General features: G+C 63.9%; 16 protein-coding genes. 5 read left to right on the top strand and 11 right to left on the bottom strand.

The annotated features are described in order from the left end of the window. Positions 1–200 precede the first annotated feature (200 nt). The 5 genes from HYH07_RS28405 to HYH07_RS28385 all read right to left on the bottom strand — a co-directional run bounded on the left by HYH07_RS28405 (position 201) and on the right by HYH07_RS28385 (position 7027). Positions 201–1820, bottom strand: coding sequence for an ABC transporter ATP-binding protein (locus HYH07_RS28405; protein ID WP_220005581.1), 1620 nt, complete (start codon positions 1818–1820; stop codon positions 201–203). A gap of 2 nt (positions 1821–1822) precedes the next feature. Then, positions 1823–2662, bottom strand: a complete 840-nt coding sequence (locus HYH07_RS28400; RefSeq protein WP_220005562.1) for an ABC transporter permease — start codon at positions 2660–2662, stop codon at positions 1823–1825. Next, positions 2659–3630 (bottom strand): ABC transporter permease, encoded by a 972-nt coding sequence (locus HYH07_RS28395; protein WP_220005561.1) that lies wholly within the window; start codon positions 3628–3630, stop codon positions 2659–2661. The genes HYH07_RS28400 and HYH07_RS28395 overlap by 4 nt, the downstream gene beginning before the upstream one ends. Positions 3631–3725: 95 nt before the next feature. Further along, positions 3726–5276: an ABC transporter substrate-binding protein gene (locus HYH07_RS28390; RefSeq protein WP_220005560.1), complete on the bottom strand. Its 1551-nt coding sequence runs from the start codon at positions 5274–5276 to the stop codon at positions 3726–3728. Between the two features lie 200 nt (positions 5277–5476). Next, positions 5477–7027 (bottom strand): winged helix-turn-helix domain-containing tetratricopeptide repeat protein, encoded by a 1551-nt coding sequence (locus tag HYH07_RS28385; RefSeq protein WP_220005559.1) that lies wholly within the window; start codon positions 7025–7027, stop codon positions 5477–5479. Between the two features lie 134 nt (positions 7028–7161). On the opposite strand from HYH07_RS28385, the gene mddA reads away from it, so the two are divergent. Continuing rightward, positions 7162–7950, top strand: a complete 789-nt coding sequence (gene mddA, locus HYH07_RS28380) for a methanethiol S-methyltransferase (protein WP_220005558.1) — start codon at positions 7162–7164, stop codon at positions 7948–7950. A gap of 101 nt (positions 7951–8051) precedes the next feature. Further along, positions 8052–8474 (top strand): GFA family protein, encoded by a 423-nt coding sequence (locus HYH07_RS28375; RefSeq protein ID WP_220005557.1) that lies wholly within the window; start codon positions 8052–8054, stop codon positions 8472–8474. A gap of 41 nt (positions 8475–8515) precedes the next feature. Here the strand turns inward: HYH07_RS28375 and HYH07_RS28370 are convergent, their stop codons facing one another. Further along, positions 8516–10075, bottom strand: coding sequence for a winged helix-turn-helix domain-containing protein (locus HYH07_RS28370; RefSeq protein ID WP_220005556.1), 1560 nt, complete (start codon positions 10073–10075; stop codon positions 8516–8518). Positions 10076–10381: 306 nt separating this feature from the next. Here HYH07_RS28370 and pcaB point away from each other — a divergent pair, with 306 nt between their 5' ends. Continuing rightward, positions 10382–11743, top strand: a complete 1362-nt coding sequence (pcaB, locus tag HYH07_RS28365; protein ID WP_220005555.1) for a 3-carboxy-cis,cis-muconate cycloisomerase — start codon at positions 10382–10384, stop codon at positions 11741–11743. Between the two features lie 112 nt (positions 11744–11855). Continuing rightward, positions 11856–13112: an aminopeptidase gene (locus tag HYH07_RS28360; RefSeq protein ID WP_220005554.1), complete on the top strand. Its 1257-nt coding sequence runs from the start codon at positions 11856–11858 to the stop codon at positions 13110–13112. Positions 13113–13274: 162 nt separating this feature from the next. On the opposite strand, the gene HYH07_RS28355 is transcribed toward HYH07_RS28360, so the two are convergent. Then, on the bottom strand, positions 13275–13823 hold the full coding sequence (locus tag HYH07_RS28355) for a hypothetical protein (RefSeq protein WP_220005553.1): 549 nt from the start codon (positions 13821–13823) through the stop codon (positions 13275–13277). Between the two features lie 232 nt (positions 13824–14055). Here HYH07_RS28355 and HYH07_RS28350 point away from each other — a divergent pair, with 232 nt between their 5' ends. Next, complete coding sequence (locus HYH07_RS28350; RefSeq protein WP_220005552.1) at positions 14056–14511, top strand: cupin domain-containing protein; 456 nt, start codon at positions 14056–14058, stop codon at positions 14509–14511. An 80-nt stretch (positions 14512–14591) separates the two neighbouring features. Here the strand turns inward: HYH07_RS28350 and HYH07_RS28345 are convergent, their stop codons facing one another. From HYH07_RS28345 to HYH07_RS28330, 4 genes are all read right to left on the bottom strand, one after another. Then, on the bottom strand, positions 14592–15644 hold the full coding sequence (locus HYH07_RS28345) for an amidohydrolase (RefSeq protein WP_220005580.1): 1053 nt from the start codon (positions 15642–15644) through the stop codon (positions 14592–14594). Between the two features lie 112 nt (positions 15645–15756). After that, positions 15757–16278: a hypothetical protein gene (locus HYH07_RS28340; protein WP_220005551.1), complete on the bottom strand. Its 522-nt coding sequence runs from the start codon at positions 16276–16278 to the stop codon at positions 15757–15759. A 74-nt stretch (positions 16279–16352) separates the two neighbouring features. Next, the gene (locus HYH07_RS28335) at positions 16353–17297 is read right to left on the bottom strand and encodes an EamA family transporter (protein ID WP_220005550.1); all 945 of its coding nucleotides are present in this window, start codon (positions 17295–17297) and stop codon (positions 16353–16355) included. 69 nt (positions 17298–17366) lie between these two features. Beyond that, positions 17367–18182, bottom strand: a complete 816-nt coding sequence (locus HYH07_RS28330; protein WP_220005549.1) for an MBL fold metallo-hydrolase — start codon at positions 18180–18182, stop codon at positions 17367–17369. Positions 18183–18252 lie beyond the last annotated feature (70 nt).

Below are 18252 nucleotides of genomic sequence, written 5' to 3'. Positions count from 1 at the left end.
CCGGCCTCGTCGTTGCAGCCGTGCAGGCAGTCACAGGGGATAAAAAACCCGTGACCGATCCGTTCCTAGAGCATGATCCGGAAAAGTGTGAAGCGGTTTTCCGAAAAGATCATGCTCAAACAAAGAGCTAAAGCGCGATGACGATTCAACCCAATCTCATCGCGCTTTTGGCGGACCGGAATACCGGATGGAACCGCACCTCACGCGGCTGGCGCGCGTTCCTTCTGCCCCGGCACCGCGGCGAGCAGTTCGCGCGTGTAGGCATGCTCCGGCGAGGTGAACAGCTGCACCGTCGGCTTCAGCTCGACGATGGCGCCGCGCTGCATCACCGCGATGCGATCGCAGATTTGCGCTGCGACGCGCAGGTCGTGGGTGATGAACAGCATCGACAGACCGAGGCGCGCCTTGAGGTCTTCGAGCAGCTTGAGCACCTGCGCCTGCACCGAGACGTCGAGCGCCGAGACGGCTTCGTCGGCGACGATGATCTCGGGCTCGAGCGCGAGCGCGCGCGCAATGCCGATGCGCTGGCGCTGGCCGCCGGAGAATTCGTGCGGATAGCGCTCGAGCGCACCGGCGTCCAGGCCAACCATTTTGAGGAGATCGCGGGCGCGGTCGAACGCGATCTTCGGATCAATGCCGGCCGCGATCGGGCCGTCGGCGATGATGTTGCCGATCTTGCGCCGCGGATTGAGCGAGGCGAACGGATCCTGAAAGATCATCTGGATGCGATGGCGTTCAGCGCGCAGCGCCTTGCCCGAGAGCTGCGTGAGATCGGTGTCTCCGATCCGCACTGTGCCGCGGTCGGCCTCGATCAGCCGCATCACGAGCCGCGCCACCGACGATTTGCCCGAGCCGGACTCGCCGACGAGGCCCAGCGTCTCGCCCTTGAGGATATTGAAATTGACTGCGCGCGCGGCATCGACGCGGCGGTCCTCGCGAAACCAGCCGCCGGAGGTGACGTAAGTCTTGTCCAGCCCGACCACCTCGACGGCCTTGGCCTGATCGTCGAGCGCTGCACGTCTCGGCGGGTGCATCGACGGCACGGCGGCGAGCAGCGCCTTGGTGTAATCGTGCTGCGGATCGTTGAACACGGTCGCAGCCGGGCCTTCCTCGACGACCCTGCCATGGCGGAGCACCACGACCTGGTCGGCGATATCTGCGACCACGCCGAAATCGTGAGTGATGAACATCACCGCCATGCTGCGGTTGCGCTGGAGGTTGCGGATCAGCTTGAGGATCTGCGCCTGCGTGGTGACGTCGAGCGCAGTGGTCGGCTCGTCTGCGACCAGCACGGCCGGCTCGAGCGCGAGGGCCATCGCGATCATGGCGCGCTGGCGCTGGCCGCCGGAGAGCTGGTGTGGATAGGCCCGCACGATACGCTCGGGATCGGGCAGGCCGACCTCACGCGCGAGGGACAACGCCTTTGCGCGTCGCTCCCTGGGCGTCAGCAGGCCGTGCGCCTCGAACATCTCCGCCATCTGGTCGCCGATCCGCATCAACGGATTGAGCGCGGTCATCGGCTCCTGGAAGATCATCGCGAGGCGGCGGCCGCGCAGATCGCGCCAGCCGTCGTCGTCGAGCTTGAGCAGGTCGCGGCCTTCGAACTGGATCTCACCGGAGACAATGGAGACCGAATTCGGCAGAAGCCCCATCAGCGCATGCGCGCACATCGATTTGCCGGAGCCGGATTCGCCGACCACGCAGACGATCTTGCCGGGCCGCAAGTCGAACGAGACGCCGTCGACCGCGAAGGGACGTTCGGCGCCCTTGGGCAGGGCAATCTTGAGATTCTTGATCGAGACGGCGGGCGGGGCGGTCATCATCAGCGTCCCTCCCGCGATAGCCGGGGATTGAGCGCGTCATTGAGGCCTTCGCCGATCAGGTTCAACCCGAGCACCGAGATCAGGATCGCGACGCCGGGGAACACGGTGATCCACCAGGCCTGGCGGATCACGGTGCGGCCGGCGCCGACCATGTAGCCCCAGGAGATCAGATTGGGATCGCCCAAGCCAAGGAACGACAGCGAGGACTCCAAGAGGATCGCGGTCGCGACCATCAGCGAGGCCAGCACGATCACGGGCGACAGCGCATTGGGCAGGATCTCGCGCAGGATGATCCAGCTGTTGCTCTGGCCCGTGACCACCGCCGCCTGGACATATTCGCGCGTGCGCAGCGACAACACCTCGCCGCGGACGAGGCGGGCGACTGGCGGCCAGCTCACCACCGCGATCGAGGCGACGATCGAATAGATCGAGGGCTGCAGGATCGCGACCAGCACGATCGCCAGTGCAAAGCTCGGAATGGTCTGGAAGAACTCGGTGAAGCGCATCAAGGCGTCGTCGACCTTGCCGCCGAAATAGCCGGCCATGGCGCCGATGGGAACGCCGACGACCAGCGCGGCCAGCGTCGAGATGAGGCCGACCAGCAGCGAGACTCGCGCACCAAAGATCATGCCGGCGAATACGTCGCGCCCCAATGCGTCGGTGCCGAGCGGCACGGTCGAAAGCGTGAAGGGCGGCAGGAACGGCCGCTGCACCATGCGCCAGGGCGAGTTCGGGAACAGCAGCGGCCCGAACACCGCGATCGAGATCCCAAGCAGCAGGATGATGATCCCGATCACGCCGCTCGGGCTTCTCAGCATCGATGTCCAGAACTGCTTCATGATGCGAATTCGATGCGCGGGTCGACCAGGCGATAGACCAGGTCGGTGATGAGGTTGAAGATCAAGACCATGACCGAGCAGGTCACGAAGACGCCGAGCAGCAGATTGTAGTCGCGCTGCAGGAGCGCGTCGTACATCAGCCGCCCGATGCCGGGCCAGGCGAACACGGTCTCGGTAATGACGGCGCCGCCGATCAGCGTGCCGGCATGCACGCCGGCGAGCGTCACCACGGGCAGCAGCGCATTGCGCAGCACGTGGCGGCGCTGGATGACGGAATCAGAGAGGCCCTTGGCGCGCGCGGTCTTGACGAAATCGAGCCGCTTCACCTCCAGCATCGAGGCGCGCGTTATCCGGGTGTAGGTCGCCATGAAGAACAGGCCGAGCGTCATCGCCGGCATGATCAGGTGCTTTGCGACGTCGATGACATGAGCAAAGCCGGGCAAGTTCGCGCCGACCGTCTCGTAGCCGAAACTCGGCAGCCAATCGACCGTGACCGAGAACAGCAGGATGCCCATCAGCGCCACCCAGAAGATCGGCGTGGCGTAGAAGATCAGCGCAAAGATGGTGATGCCGGTGTCGAGGAAAGTCCCGGCGAAGCGGGCGGCGAAGGTGCCGAACAGAACGCCGAGGGCCAGCGAGATGGCAAATGCGGTGAGCGTGAGTAGCAGCGTCGCCGGCAGCCTCTCGGCGATCAGCTTCGCGACAGGTGCCTGCTGACGGAAGGAGAAGCCGAGATCGAGGGTCGCGATGCCCTTGACGTAGATGAAGAGCTGCTCGGGCAGCGGCTTGTCGAGGCCGAATTTTTCCCGGAGCTGCTGCACGAAGATCTGGTCGCTGGCCCCGGCCTCGCCCGCCATCACCACAGCGGGGTCACCGGGGGCCAGCCGGATCAGGAAGAAATTGAGGACCACGATCGCAAGCAGGACGATCACGCCCTTGAGGACACGCTGGGCGACAAAGGAGAGCATCTAGGTTCGTATGCTGGTTCGAGGTGGTCTCGCCGTGACGGACACCCCTCCCCAACGGGGAGAGGTGGGCGCCGCCGATGGCTCAGCGAGCGCACTCACTTGTCGAGCCACGCGTCCTTGAAGCCGTCATTGACCCCGATCCCCGTGGTGATCAGGTTCTTGACCTTGCAGCGTGTGATGGTCGGGAATTGCAGCTCGAGCATCCAGGCCACCGGCACGTCCTCGACCAGGATCTTCTGGGCCTTGTCGTAGATCTCCTTGCGCTTGCTATCAGGCGTTGCGACCGCGCCGTCGGCAAACAGCTTGTCGATCTCGGGATTGACGTAGCCCTCGGCGTTGTTGAAGACTTGGCCCTTGGCGATGTTGCTGGAGATGTAGTTGCGCCCCACCCCGAGCGCGGGATCGCCATACTGGTAGAGATAGGTGAAGGCGATATCGAAATCCCAGTCCATGATCTTCTGGTTGCCGCCGGCGACATCGGTGGCGATGGTCTCGATGTTGATGCCGACGTCCTGGAGGTTCTGCTTCACCGCTTCGCCCCAGCGCTGCCAGGTCTCGCCATAGGCGAGCGGCAGCAGGCGGATCTTCTCGCCCTTGTAGCCGGCTTCCTTCAGCAGCGCCTTGGCCTTGGCCGGGTCGTAAGGGTATTTCGGCACATCCTCGGTGTAAAACTTGATGGTCGAGGCCGACGGGCCGGTCGCGACCTTGCCGAGCCCGTTCCAGATCACGTCCTTGGCGAAGTCGCGGTCGATCGCATACATGATCGCCTGCCGCACCCGCTTGTCCGCGAGCGGGCCCTGGCGGTTGTTCAGCCACAGCCAGGCCAGCGGCGAGAAGAACTCCCAGCCGGCACCGGTCACGCAAGTGTCCTTCAACTTGGACAGCCGCGGCACGTCGAAATTCTCAACCGAGCCACCGGGCAGCACGTCGACCTTGCCGGTCTCGTACGCCACCGAACGCGCGGCGGCGTCGGGAATGATCTGCCAGTAGATCTCGTCGAGATAGGGCTTGCCCTTCTCGTAATAGTTCGGGTTCTTGACCAGGCGAATGAACGAGCCCTTCTGCCATTCCTTGAACATGAAGGGACCGGTGCCGACGGGTGCGTTGTTGTAAGGATTGGTCTTCCAGTCGGTGCCTTCATAGAGATGCTTCGGCACCATCGGCATCGAGCCGACCTCGAAGATGCCGAGGAACGGGCCGAACGGCTGCTTCAACGTGAAGACGACGGTGGTGTCGTCGGGCGCCTCGACCTTGTCGACCTGCACCAGATTGGCGCGGGCGCGCGCGTGGGTCTGCTTCAACATCTCGATCGAGAACAGCACGTCGGCGGAGGTGAAGGGCTTGCCGTCGTGCCAGGTGACGCCCTTCCGGAGCTTGAACGTATAGGTCTTGGCGTCTTCGCTGACGTTCCAGCTTTCGGCGAGTTCCGGCAGCGGTTCGAGCTTGGGGCTGTAGCGCAACAGTCCCTCGAAGATGTTGCCCGACACCATCTGAACCGGACCGTTCTGAACCATCGCCAGCATCAGGCCGGGCGGCTCCGGCTGGATCACGGCATTGATCACGCCGCCCGCCTTCGGCTCCTGAGCCAGCGCCGAGGCCGTGAGGCCACAGGCCAGGAGGAGACCAAGCAACACTCGTTTCGACATGTCGTATCTTTCTCAAGCGCGACCGGCCGCAAACGCTTCGCGACATCTTCGCGCACCAAGCGACGGCCGGCCTTCCCAGTCCCCATCCGGGCGCGAGGCTCCCACGGTCCCGTTCCCCGCCGCAAGATGAAAGTCTCGACAGTGTCAGCACAAAAAATGTACAGCGCGTCCTGATATTCGCGTCGGGAGCCTTGCCTTGGTCACCTCAGTCCCGCGCGCCGAAATCCTTCCAGATAGTGCTGGCGGTCGGCATCGTTGGCCCAGGGCAGCTGCGTCGCGATCCAGTCCAGTGAGATATTGGGCTGCGTGCGGCGGAGCTCGCCCAGCGCCATGGCCGCCAGCGCGCTGTCGCCGGTCATGCCGGCGGAGACCGCGAGCACGCGATAGGCGCCGGTCAGTTCACCCCGGTGGCGGATCGCTTCGCGCGCCAGTGCAATGGCCTCGTCATAGCGCTGCTCGGTGAAGCGCGCATAGCCGGCAATGCCGTAATAGATCGCCAGCGATGGATCGCGCGGTGAGAGCCTGATCGCCTTCTGCGCCGCCTCGAACGAGTCGGAGGATCGCCCTGCATAGGACAGCGCAAGCGCGTAGTAGCCTTGCGCGAGCGAGAAGTTCGGGTTGAGCGCGAGCGCCTGTTCGAACTCGCAGAGCGCGTCCGCCAGCCGGCTGGTCGAGAAGCAGACGCTGCCGAGCGCGGCATGGGCCCAGGCATTCTCATGGTCGCAGCGCATCGCCGCGAGCGCGGCGTTCTCCGCGATCGGCGCCGTCGCGGCAAGCTCCGCCCAGCCGAGATGCACGCCGAACATGTGGCTTGCCGCCAGCAGCGCCAGCGCCTGGCCGTAATCGGGATCGATCGCGAGCGCGCGCTCGAGCAGCTTTTGCGCCGCGGCGTGGTCCTGCTGCGTGATCCGCCAGTAGTGCGAGAGCGCCTGCATCAGGAGGTCCCAGGCATCCAGGCTCGCTGGCTGCTTGCGCCGCGTGCGAAAATTCTCCGCGGCGTGGATCTGCGGCTCGATCGCCGCGACGATCCGCTCGGTGATCTCGTCCTGCACGGCGAACACGTCGACCAGCTCGCGGTCGTAGCGCTCGGCCCAGAGATGACCGCCGCTGCTGGCGTCGTTGAGCTGCGCGGTGATACGCACGCGGTTGCCCGCTTTGCGCACGCTGCCCTCGACGATGTAACGGACGCCGAGCTCCTCGGCGATCTGCCTGATGTGGACCGCGCGCCCCTTGTAGGTGAAAGACGAGTTGCGGGCGATCACGATGAACCAGCGCTGCTTCGACAGCGCGGTGAGGATGTCCTCGCTGATGCCGTCGCCGAAATAGTCCTGGGCGGGATCGCCGCTCATGTTCTCGAAGGCGAGGACGGCGATGCCCGGACGGTCGGTCGCGACGCGCGGGGAAACTGGCCCTGCCTCGGCCGGTACGGGCCTGGTTACCACTTCTTCCCGGACATCGCCGACGAAACGAAAGCCCTTCCGCGGAATCGTCTTGATCAGCCGCTGCGTCGCGCCGTCGTCGCCGAGCGCCCTGCGTGCGGCGTTGATCCGGCTGTTCAGCGCCGAATCCGAGACGATGCGGTCGCTCCAGATCTGGCTGATTAGGTCATCCTTGCTGACGACGCGGGCGCGCTCCGCAACGAGGTAAAGCAAGAGGTCAAACACCTGCGGCTGCAACGGCACGGTCGTCCCTGCGCAGGTCAGTTCGCGCAGGTCGCCGTCGAGCACGTTGTTTTCAAAGAAAAATCGCACGTTTTTGGTCGTCTCAAGCAAAAATCAAAGTCGTCTCAGGCAAAAATCAACCCTCCGCGAAAGTCTTCCGCAGTCCGGTCCGGCATGGTGCAGAGACCAAACAGTGCCGATGCCTCGGCACAACGGAGCTTTCTATGACCCAACTCGATCATCAGGTTCATTCCATCGGCCCGGAGATTGCGGGCTCACGCATTTTCAAGTTCACCGCCTTTCTTTACGGAATTGCGGCGTATCTCGTGTTTTTCGTCACCATTCTCTATGCCATCGGCTTTGTGATGGGGCTGGTGGTGCCGAAGACCATCGACACCGGTACCGATACGCCGACCGCCGAAGCAGTGATCATCAATCTCGTGCTGATGATGCTGTTCGCCGTTCAACACAGCGTGATGGCGCGCCCGCGCTTCAAGTCGTGGTGGACGCAATCCGTCCCCAAGCCGGTCGAGCGCTCGACCTATGTGCTGTTCGCGAGCCTGTCATTGCTCCTCCTGTTCTGGCTGTGGCGTCCGTTGCCCTCGGTCGTATGGGACGTCGCCAGTCCCGATCTTGCCGTGACGCTGGTCACGCTGTCCTTCGCGGGCTGGGCGCTGGTGTTCGCCTCGACCTTCATCATCAATCATTTCGAATTGTTCGGACTGCATCAGGTGACCAATCATCTCGTCGGCAAGGAGGCGGAACCGCCGCGATTCAAGACGCCGCTGCTCTACAAATTCGTCCGTCATCCGATCTATCTCGGCTTCATCATCGCCTTCTGGGCGGCACCGACCATGACTGCTGGCCATCTGCTGTTCGCAGCCGTGACAACGGCCTACATCTTCGTCGGCATCGCGCTGGAGGAGCACGATCTCATCGACCTCTTCGGTGACGAATACCGGCAGTACAAACAACGGGTGTCGATGCTTATTCCCTGGCGCCGGTCGGTTTAGCCGTGCGTCCTCTGCCACGTGTCCGCCGAACGGAGCATGCGTGGCAGCGGTTCATTTGTAAGCCAGGAATTTCTATCCCAATCCATCTCAGGAGAACCAGGATGAAACATGTCGGACACTGCTTCTGCGGCGCGGTCACCATCGAGGTCACGGGCGAGCCGGCCGCGATGGGCTATTGCCATTGCCGCTCCTGCCGCTCCTGGTCGGGCGGGCCGGTGAACGCCTTCAGCCTGTGGAAGCCCGAAGCCGTGCGCATCACCGAAGGCGCACAGAATGTCGAGACCTTCGCAAAGACCCCGCTCAGCCAGCGCAAATATTGCAGGAAGTGCGGCGGGCATCTGATGACCAATCACCCGCCGCTCGATTTGATCGACGTGTTCACGGCAACTGTCCCGACGCTCACCTTTGCTCCCGGCGTCCACGTCAACTATTCCGAGACGGTGCTGCCCATGCGCGACGGCCTGCCCAAGCTGAAGGATTTTCCCGCTGAGTTCGGCGGCAGCGGTGAGATGATGCAGGAGTAGGAGAGTCTTCGCCTCTCCCTGCCTGCGGGAGGCAGGGAGATCTACTCCATCCCCGCGCGCCGAAAACCTTCCAGATAATGCGCGCGGTCCTCTTCGCGCAGCATCGGCAGCTCCCGCGTGATCCAGGCGAGCGAGATGCCGGGCTGAGCGCGGTGCAATCCTTCCAGCGCAGCGGCGGCCAGGAGCGGATCGCCTGACATGCCGGCGGCGGCCGTCAGCACGCGGTGCGCGCCGACGAAATCGGCCCGCTGTCGCATTGATTCCCGCGCCATCTGCATGGCGCCCTCGTAGTTGCGGCCGATGAACTGGGCATAGGCGGCGACACCGCAATAGGTCGCCGCGAGCGGATCGCGCGGGCTCAGCCGCAGCGCGCGGCGCGCGGCCGCATCGCCGTCCTGCCATCGTCCCGCGTAGCACAGCGTCACGCCGTAGAAGGCGTGCGCCATCGCGCAGTTCGGATTGAGCCGCAAGGCAAGCTCGAACTCGGCCAGCGCGTCGTCGAAGCGGCGGCAGAACAGATAAGTATAGGCAAGGCCGAGATGGGCAAAGGCGTCGTCGCGATCGGCCTCTACCGCGGCAAGCGCCGCGCGTTCGGCGACCGGCACGGTCGCGGCCATATCGGCCCAACCCATATGGGCACCAAAAATGTGGCTGGTCGCGAGCAGGCCCAGCGCCTTGCCATAGGCCGGGTCGATCGCGATCGCCTGCTCGAGCAGCCTCTGCGCCGATGCATTGTCCTCGCGCGTGACGCGCCAGTAATGCGACAGCGCGCGCATCACCAAGTCCCAGGCATCGAGGCTGCCCGGCGGCTTCTGCTGCGCGCGAAAATTTTCCGCGGCGTAAAGCTGCGGCTCGATCGCGGCGACGATGGCGTCGGTGATCTCGTCCTGCACGGCAAAGATGTCGGCAAGCTCGCGGTCGTAGCGCTCGGCCCAGAGATGACCGCCGGTCGAGACGTCGTTGAGCTGGGCGGAGATGCGGACGCGGCCACCGCTTCGCCGCACGCTGCCCTCGAGCACGTAACGCACGCCGAGCTCGCGCGCGATCTCATCGAGATGCACGGACCGGCCCTTGTAGACGAAGGACGAGTTGCGGGCGACGACGAAGAACCAGCGTAGTTTCGACAGCGCGGTGATGATGTCTTCGCTGATGCCGTCGGAGAAATAGTCCTGCTCGCGGTCGTCGCTCATATTGGTGAAGGGCAGCACGGCGATCGCGGGGCGATCGGGCAGCGCAGGGGCCGCGTGCGACGGCGTGACGCTGCCGCGCGATTCCACCGTCGCGCCTCTGGACTTGGTCTCGACGCTGCCGACGAAGCGAAAGCCCTTTCGCGCAATGGTGCGGATCAGCGCCTGGTTCGCTCCGGTGTCGCCGATCGCCTTGCGCGCGGCATTGATCCGGCTCGTCAAGGTCGATTCGGAGACGCTGCGGCCGTGCCAGATCTTGTCGATCAGCTCGTCCTTGCTGACGACCCGGTCGCGGTTCTCCATGAGGTGGACTACGAGGTCGAAAACCTGCGGTTCCACGGCAACGGGGACCTGCTCGCGGCTCAGTTCGCGCAAGTCGGTGTCGAGAAGATGGTCCCGGAACAGAAACTGCACGTCGAAAACTCAGACCTCACAGCGACTTCAGGGCAATGATGAATCAAAATGGATTTCGACTTGAAGCCTGTGAGTCGGCCGGGAGGTCGATCAGGTTCACCGCGGCACCGGATGGCTGCTATGCCATTTGCGCGGAGGAATACAACTTGAACGAGAGGCGGTCGAGGCGGCGGCGCGCAATCCCCAGATCGTCCTGGCTTCGCCGACCCGGCTCTGGTGCATGTCAAACCGTGAATGTCCATTGCCGGGCACCGCTGGCCGCGTAAGCTACCTCTCACTCACAACAACAGCCGCAAAGAAACGCCCATGCCCGCTCGTCCCGCCTCGACCACCGTGCTCGATTCCATGCTGTTCCGCGATGCCTTCGGCACGCCTGCGATGCGTGAGGTATTTTCCGACGTCGCGCTGGTCGCGCGCTACGCCGAGGTCGAGGTGGCGCTGGCCAAGGCGGAGGCGCGATGCGGCGTGATCCCGCAAGCTGCCGCCGACCAGATCGCGGCGCGGACCGACGTCACGGTGCTCGACTTCGATCTGTTGCGGCAGGAGACCGACATCGTCGGCTATCCGATCCTGCCTCTGGTGCATCAGATGGTGAAGCAGTGCGGGGAGGCCGGCCGTTACGTGCATTGGGGTGCGACCACGCAGGACATCATGGATACCGCCGTGGTGCTGCAATTGCGCGCGGGGCTGGAGATCATCGAACGCGACATCGCCGAGCTGCGAAGGATCCTCGCAAACCTCTCGCAGCGCCATCGCGACACGCCGATGGCGGGGCGCACCCATCTCCAGCAGGCGCTGCCGGTGACCTTCGGCTACAAGACCGCGATCTGGCTTGCGATGTTCGACCGGCATGCCGAACGTCTCGTACAATTGAAGCCGCGCGTGCTGGTCGGCCAGTTCGCCGGCGCAGCCGGCACGCTGGCCTCGCTCGGCGACAAGGGATTCGAGGTGCAGGAGGCGCTCTGCGCCGAGCTCAAGCTCGGTGTTCCCGCCTCGACCTGGCACGTCGCCCGCGACGGTTTTGCGGAAGCGGTGAATTTCCTCGCGCTGGTCACCGGCTCGCTCGGCAAGATCGCGCTCGATATCATGATCATGGCCTCGACCGAGTTCTCCGAGGTCTACGAACCCTTCGTCAAGGGGCGCGGCGCCTCCTCGACCATGCCGCAGAAGCGCAACCCGATCTCGTCGGAGCTGATGCTGGCAGCAAGCAAGGCCGTGCGCCAGCAGGCGGGCCTGATGCTGGATGCCATGGTGCAGGATTTCGAACGCGCCACAGGTCCCTGGCACGCCGAATGGATGGCGATCCCCGAAAGCTTCGTGCTGACCGCAGGCGCCCTGCACCAGGCGAAATTCGCGCTCGCCGGCCTCATCGTGGACGAGGCCAGGATGAACGACAACCTCGCCCTTAGTCGCGGTCTGATTGTGGCCGAAGCGGCCATGATGGGGTTGGCGCCGCAGATCGGACGGCAGGAGGCGCATGACGTGGTCTACGATGCCTGCCGGCTGGCCAATGAGAAGGGCCTGACCCTTGCGGACGCGCTTTCGTCCGATCCCCGCGTCTCCGTCAGGATCGATCGTGCCGCAATCGAGGCCCTCACTTCACCGAAAAATTACCTCGGCCTTGCGCCTGAAATGGTGGATCGGGTGCTGAGATCGGCAACGCGTTGAAAACCAAGATGCGTGAAACTGCGTATCTTTCAGGCCTCGCAAGGCGCTCGCACACTTGTGTCTCGTGATGCTAGACTTAGATTGAACTGTAGATTCCGACAGAGGGCCCGGCATGACCGATCAACGCAATTCCGCCACGTCCATCGATCCCGTGAAACTCGACCGGCTGGCCGAGGTGGCGGTGAAGGTGGGACTGGGCTTGCGGCCGGGACAGGATCTTCTTCTGACGGCGCCCGCGATCGCGCTGCCGCTGGTGCGACGCATCGCCGTCCACGCCTACAAGGCCGGTGCCGGTATCGTGACCCCGATCCTCTCCGACGAAGAGATGACGCTGGCGCGCTACCGCTACGGCCAGGACAACAGCTTTGATCGCGCCGCCAGCTGGCTCTACGAGGGCATGGCGAAGGCGTTCTCGGACAACACCGCGCGGCTCGCCATCGTCGGCGACAATCCGATGCTGTTGTCGGGAGAGGATCCGTCCAAGGTCGCGCGCGCCAGCAAGGCCAATTCCATGGCCTATCAGCCGGCGCTGGAAAAAATCGTCAATTTCGACACCAACTGGAACATCATCGCCTATCCGAGCCCGTCCTGGGCGAAGCAGGTCTTCCCCGATGATCCCGAAGAGGTTGCGATCGGCAAGCTCGCGGATGCGATCTTCGCGGCGTCACGCGTCGATCGCGAGGACGCGATGGCGAATTGGGCGAGCCACAATGCGGTGCTGCGCGAGCGCACCAACTGGCTCAACAGCCAGCGTTTTCGCGCGCTGCAATATTCCGGTCCCGGCACCGACCTCACCATCGGTCTCGCCGATGGCCACGAATGGGAAGGCGGCGCCTCGCTGTCCAAGAACGGCATCAGCTGCAATGCCAACATTCCGACCGAAGAGGTGTTCACCACGCCGCATTGCCGGCGTGTCTATGGCCATGTCATGAGCTCGAAGCCGCTGTCCTACCAGGGCACGTTGATCGACAACATCGCGGTGCGCTTCGAGGACGGCAAGATCGTCGATGCCAAGGCTTCACGCGGCGCGGAGGTGCTGAACAAGGTGCTCGACACCGATGAGGGCGCGCGCCGGCTCGGCGAAGTGGCGCTGGTGCCGCATTCCTCGCCAATCTCGCAGAGCGGCCTGTTGTTCTACAACACGCTGTTCGACGAGAACGCGGCATCCCACATCGCGCTCGGCCAGTGCTATTCGAAGTGCTTCATCAACGGTGCCCAGCTGACGCCGCAGCAGATCGCCGCGCAAGGCGGCAATCAGAGCCTGATCCATATCGACTGGATGATCGGCTCGGCCGAGACCGACATCGACGGCATCCTGGCCGACGGCAGCAAGGTGCCGGTATTCCGCAAGGGCGAGTGGGCGAAGTAGCGGCTCGTCATGCCCGGGCATAGCCGCCCGAAGGACGGCGTCGCTTCCGCTCGCCTACGCCCGGGCATCCACGTTCTTCGTACCGCTAGGCGTGGATGGCCGGGACAAGCCCGGCCATGACGGTCGTGGGAGGTTCACGCCCAAACACAAGCATCAAGCGTCTCACGCCGCCGCGTTGCGCAGCATCGGGTTGTTGTCGATGCTGAAGCGGTTGAACAATGTCGTGAACGGGCTGCCGTCGGTGGCGCGCACGATGGCGTCGGACGCCGCAACCGCCTCGTAGAGCGCGCCGACCGGGTCGTCCGCCTCCGGCAGGTCGAGGCGCCCGCGGATTTCCTCTCTCGCCTCGTTGACGTCGTCCTCGAGTGTCGCCTCAAGCGCATCCGCCGCGCGCTGCATCTGCTGGAGATCGCCGCCGGCGGAGAATTTGAGGATGTCGAGCCAATAGGGGCGGGCAACGACGAGCTGGATGAACGCCTCGAAGCTCTCGGCGATGATACCCGCGCGACCTTCCGATGAGACGTAGAGCACATGTTGCGACGGCAGCAGCACGAAGGCGCCGCCCGAGGCGTCACTGCCGATCTGCCGGGGGCTTTCGATGCCGTCGATGGTGAACCAGAGCTCTTCGTCTGCTGCGAACGAGACATCAAGGCTCTCGAGCCAGGCGACGACCTCGCCTTGGGCTGTCAGAACCTCCGGGGTCAGGGGCATCATGGGCTCCTTTTCGGTCTTTCCGCGCATTTTGTCGCACCCCGCAAAAGACCGGTTCATGTGCGCGAATTTGCAGGGGAATCCCGGCGTTAACAGGTTTGCGTCTGCAACTTGCGGTGGATTGTCGGTGCCGGCGTAAGGAAGAATTAAAAACCGGGGACTAGCGTTCCCATCATCTTTCGAAACAATCCGGGATGAAACCCGGTTAATCATATTGCACCTGGGGAAACGGATGTCGCCGGCATCGATTGAAATTGGAAGTTGCAATGTCGATCTCGAGCTGCGGCCGATCGAGCCGGCCTGGATCATCGAAGGCAACCCGGTGTCGCGCTCGCACATCCTCTCGACCAGCTCGGATGGCACTTCCTCGACCATTATCTGGACCTGCACCGAAGGCCGCTTCAATTGGTACTATGATTTCGACGAGACGATCATGATCCTGGAAGGATCGATCGTGCTCGAAAGCGACGGCATGCCGCCGAAGCGCTATGGCGTTGGTGACGTCATCTTCTTCCGCGACGGCGCGCATGCCAAATGGCATGTCGAGGGCCACGTCAAGAAGATCGCCTTCTGCCGCAAGACCAACCCGGCCGTCATCGGCTTCATGATCCGCGTCGTCAACAAGTTGAAGCGCATGTTCCTCTCGCCCGGCGAACGCCGTCCGGCGACGCTCATGGGTGCCGGCTAATCTTCATCAAATTCAAGGACGCTTCCCAGCGACCACGACGGAAGAGGGGACGGGACCAACATCCCGGCCCCTTTTTCGCGTCATGACGGCAGTTCGAGCCGGTAAAAGTCGGTCGCGGTCCGCGAGAACAGCGCCGTCTTTTCCGCCTCGCTCATCGGTGCCGCAATGCGCTTGAAAGCGTTGAAGATCACCTGGTAGCTGCACTGGCCTTTATCGGGCGGGAAGTTGCTTTCGAACATCGCGCGCGTCGGCCCGAACGCCTCGATGCAGGTCTCGACATAAGGCTTCCACGCCGCGGCAAGCTCTTCCGATGACGGCGGCCTCTCGCGCAGATGGAAGTCGTAGCCGAGCAGGCACATCGCAAGCCCGCCAAGCTTCACCACCACGTTCTCGCAACGGGCGATCTGCCGGATCGCGGCGCGCCACTCTGGAAACACCTCTTCACGCCGTCCGGCAAAGCGGCCGACGCCGGCCGGGCCGCCGCAATGGTCGAGCACGATCCTGGTGTCGGGGAAGGCGCGCGCCAGCTCGGTGAGCTCGCCGATCTGCGGATGGAACAGCCAGGCATCGAAGCTGAGGCCAAGCGGCGCAAGGCAGGCAAAGCCCCTGCGGAAAGCCGGATCCTGCAACAATCCCTTCGGCCGGTTCGCATACATGCCGGCGACGACCGGGTCCTGATCCCAGGCGGACGAATGCCTGATGCCGCGGAAGCGGCCATTGCCGGCGGCGATCTCCGCCTCCAGCACGGGCCTTGCCGCATCGCCGAGCAGCAGGTTCACATGGCTGACGATGCCGGCGCAGATCGCCGCCCTGCCGTAACCGCCGCTCGCGCTCATCGCAGCGACGCCGTTGGCGAACTCGACCTCGCCGACGGGCCGGAACGCCTCGGGCCCGTACGCGCGATACATCGAGCGGCAATCGACATAGACGGTGGCGATGATGTTGTGGCCGGAAGAGATGTCGGCGGCCATCTCCTCGATCAGATAGCGATGGCCGCGATTCCAGAGATGATGATGCGGATCGACGATCGGCCTGGTGGGATCGATGATCTCTTCCTGATGCTGCGCGAGCCAGTCCTCGCGCGGTTCGACAAAGAGCCCGCTGGTGTTGGCGGGCAGACCGCTTGCAGCCATCGACATTCGCTCCCTCATGTTTTTTGTGACGGGAGCCTACCATCTCATTTGATGGCGCGGCAGCGCGCCTTGTGCAACCGCGCCCTCCGTGGCGAGCGCAGCAACGTTCCGCTCAACCCTTGCGCCGCCTCGCCATCACATCGACCACCAGCCGCCAATCGGCCTCCGTCGCGGGCTTGACCTCGCCGAGCCAGTGGAAGGAGTCCGCGGTGATCTCGGTAAAACTCCAGCGCGTCAGGTCCCCGGCGTCGGTCGTGCCCTCCTGCACGATGTCTTCGCCGCGCGGACGGCCGATCTGCTGTCGGAACACACAGCGCGCGGGATCGAACCAGGAAATCCGCCACGCGGAAATGGTGGGATCGTAGACCCGCAGCGTCGTGCCGTACCAATTGCCGGCGATCGGAAAGGCGGGGCCATCAGCGCGACGGGGAATGATCCAGACATCCTGCACGGCCCGTCCTTCCAGCACCCAGCCGAAATGGATCTCGCCGGGCGCGGTGTGCTTCGTTCCATCAGCGCCGTGGGCCGCGATCTCGGCGTCCCAATCGCCGACGAAGCGGCCATAGAGCTGAAGCGCGGCCGCGTGTTCAGGGTTGGGGCCATCCGCGTGCAATAATCTGGCAAAGCCGGTCATGTCGATCTCCTGTTTGCCAAGGAGATCAGCACGACCGGCCGAGAATCGACTTGGAGAAAATTGCCGTCGATGGCTCAGGTCTTGTGCAAGGACAGATGTCCGACGCCCCGGCCAGCCTTGTCGCTCGTCCGATGGCTCTCTGAGCGCTCCACGCACCAGATGACGATCACGGAGACAATGACGAGCCCCGCACCGAGCAGCATCATGCGCGAGAACGGCTCGCCGAGCACGATAGTGCCGAGCAGCACGGCGATGACAGGGTTGACGAACGTGTAGGTCGATACCAGCGAGGTCGAGACATTCTCCAATAGCCAGTTGTAGGCAACGAATCCGATCACGCTGCCCGAGATGATCAGCCAAAGCGCGGCCGCAAGCGACGTCGGCGAGACGTCGCTCGGACTGAAGCCGCCGATCTCGCCCGCCAGCCAGCTGATTGCGAACAACACGATGCCTCCGACCGAGAGCTGCATCCCCGACAGCAGAATGGCGGACGTCTGGCTCGACATGCGTCGGGACAGAACCGTCCCTGTTGACCACGACAGCGCCGCAAGCAGGAGCCAGACAATGGGAAGCATGCTGATGCCGGCCTGCTCGATGTGCTGCCATGCGACGAGCCCAACTCCAAAGAAACCGGGGATCAGCGCCAGCAGGGCAAGCGGCTTCACTCGCTGATCGCCCGGGAACAGGAAATCGATCAGCAGGATCCAGAAGGGAATCGTGGCAAGCACGATGGCTGCCACGCCCGACGGGACCGATTGCTGCGCGAAGGCGAGCACGCCGTGGCAGCCGACAAAGAAGAGCAGCCCGCACAGGCTCGCACCCGCCCACATCGGCAAGGAGACGCCCGCGATCTGCCTGCCGCTCATGGCCAGCAACACGATGCCGCCGCAGAACGAGCGAAGCGCCATCAGCAAGAACGGCGGGATCGATTTCAATCCCAACGTGATGGCGAAATAGGTGGAACCCCAAAGCAAATAGATGGCGGCAAACGCGCCGATGACCAGGAACCTTCTGCTCATGATTGCTCCGATCGAGGATGATCTCGACGCAACCAAGTCGGAGCGGGGTCATGCGTTCCGGTGTCGGCCTCAGACCCCGTCGAGGATGATCACCGTCGGCGTCGTCGGCAGCATATCCCGCGACATCCGCAAGGAACGCCCGGGGCGGCGGTCGATCTCGAATTGCCGGCCGATGCGTTGCATGAACTCGTCGAGCGGGGTGGCAAAGCGGTGCATCGGCAACACCACCGAGGCACGCAGCCGCTTGGTGATCTCCGAAACACCATCGAGCGACATGGTGTAGGTGCCGTCGATCGGCACCATCACGATATCGAGCCGGCCGATCTGGGCAAAATGGCTGTCGTCGAGCTTGTGGTGGAGATGGCCGAGATGCCCGATGCACAGGCCCGCGACCTCGAAGATGAAGATCGAATTGCCGTCGCGAATCATGTCCGTGCCGGAATCGTCGCCGAAATAGCGGCGGATGTCGGTCGTGACGTTGCGGATGAAGCTATCGCCGATGCGCTCCGATATGACCGCCGGCTTGCCGTCCTCGCCCCAGCCATGCAGCACGTGGGGAATGCGCTTGTCCGGATTGAGCGAATAGTGGGTGCTGTGCGCCCGGTTCATGGTGACGACATCAGGCAGCCGGCCCACTTGATAGGCGCCGCTGTAATCGGTCGCGATGCGCACGCCGCCCGGCGTGTCGATGAAATAGGTGGAGTGACCGGCATAGGTGATCTCGACCTCCGCCGCCGCAGCCGCCTGCCGAAAGGCGACCGGCATGGCGCGGGGCGCAGCATTCGCCATCGCCAGGCATTCGCTGCGCTGAGGCGGCTGCTGGGCGAGGGCCGGTGAGAGAAGTGAGCCGAAGAGGGCAAAGATCGTCAGAACCAGTCGAGGCATGGCGCGGCCATCCGTTGCTCATTCGGCGATCCGAAGAGTGTATCGTCGATTTTGCGCAACGTCATGTGTG

Origin of the sequence: Bradyrhizobium sp. BR 10261 (genome assembly GCF_019455395.1) — a bacterium.
GTDB classification, from domain to species: Bacteria; Pseudomonadota; Alphaproteobacteria; order Rhizobiales; family Xanthobacteraceae; genus Bradyrhizobium; species Bradyrhizobium manausense.
This window is presented reverse-complemented; position numbering and strand designations above follow the sequence as displayed.

Coding starts and splice junctions, on each gene's coding strand:
- HYH07_RS28405 (WP_220005581.1), bottom strand. CDS start 1,820: ATGACCGCCCCGCCCGCCGTCTCGATCAAGAATCTCAAGATTGCCCTG.
- HYH07_RS28400 (WP_220005562.1), bottom strand. CDS start 2,662: ATGAAGCAGTTCTGGACATCGATGCTGAGAAGCCCGAGCGGCGTGATC.
- HYH07_RS28395 (WP_220005561.1), bottom strand. CDS start 3,630: ATGCTCTCCTTTGTCGCCCAGCGTGTCCTCAAGGGCGTGATCGTCCTG.
- HYH07_RS28390 (WP_220005560.1), bottom strand. CDS start 5,276: ATGTCGAAACGAGTGTTGCTTGGTCTCCTCCTGGCCTGTGGCCTCACG.
- mddA (WP_220005558.1), top strand. CDS start 7,162: ATGACCCAACTCGATCATCAGGTTCATTCCATCGGCCCGGAGATTGCG.
- HYH07_RS28375 (WP_220005557.1), top strand. CDS start 8,052: ATGAAACATGTCGGACACTGCTTCTGCGGCGCGGTCACCATCGAGGTC.
- pcaB (WP_220005555.1), top strand. CDS start 10,382: ATGCCCGCTCGTCCCGCCTCGACCACCGTGCTCGATTCCATGCTGTTC.
- HYH07_RS28360 (WP_220005554.1), top strand. CDS start 11,856: ATGACCGATCAACGCAATTCCGCCACGTCCATCGATCCCGTGAAACTC.
- HYH07_RS28355 (WP_220005553.1), bottom strand. CDS start 13,823: ATGCCCCTGACCCCGGAGGTTCTGACAGCCCAAGGCGAGGTCGTCGCC.
- HYH07_RS28350 (WP_220005552.1), top strand. CDS start 14,056: ATGTCGCCGGCATCGATTGAAATTGGAAGTTGCAATGTCGATCTCGAG.
- HYH07_RS28345 (WP_220005580.1), bottom strand. CDS start 15,644: ATGGCTGCAAGCGGTCTGCCCGCCAACACCAGCGGGCTCTTTGTCGAA.
- HYH07_RS28340 (WP_220005551.1), bottom strand. CDS start 16,278: ATGACCGGCTTTGCCAGATTATTGCACGCGGATGGCCCCAACCCTGAA.
- HYH07_RS28335 (WP_220005550.1), bottom strand. CDS start 17,297: ATGAGCAGAAGGTTCCTGGTCATCGGCGCGTTTGCCGCCATCTATTTG.
- HYH07_RS28330 (WP_220005549.1), bottom strand. CDS start 18,182: ATGCCTCGACTGGTTCTGACGATCTTTGCCCTCTTCGGCTCACTTCTC.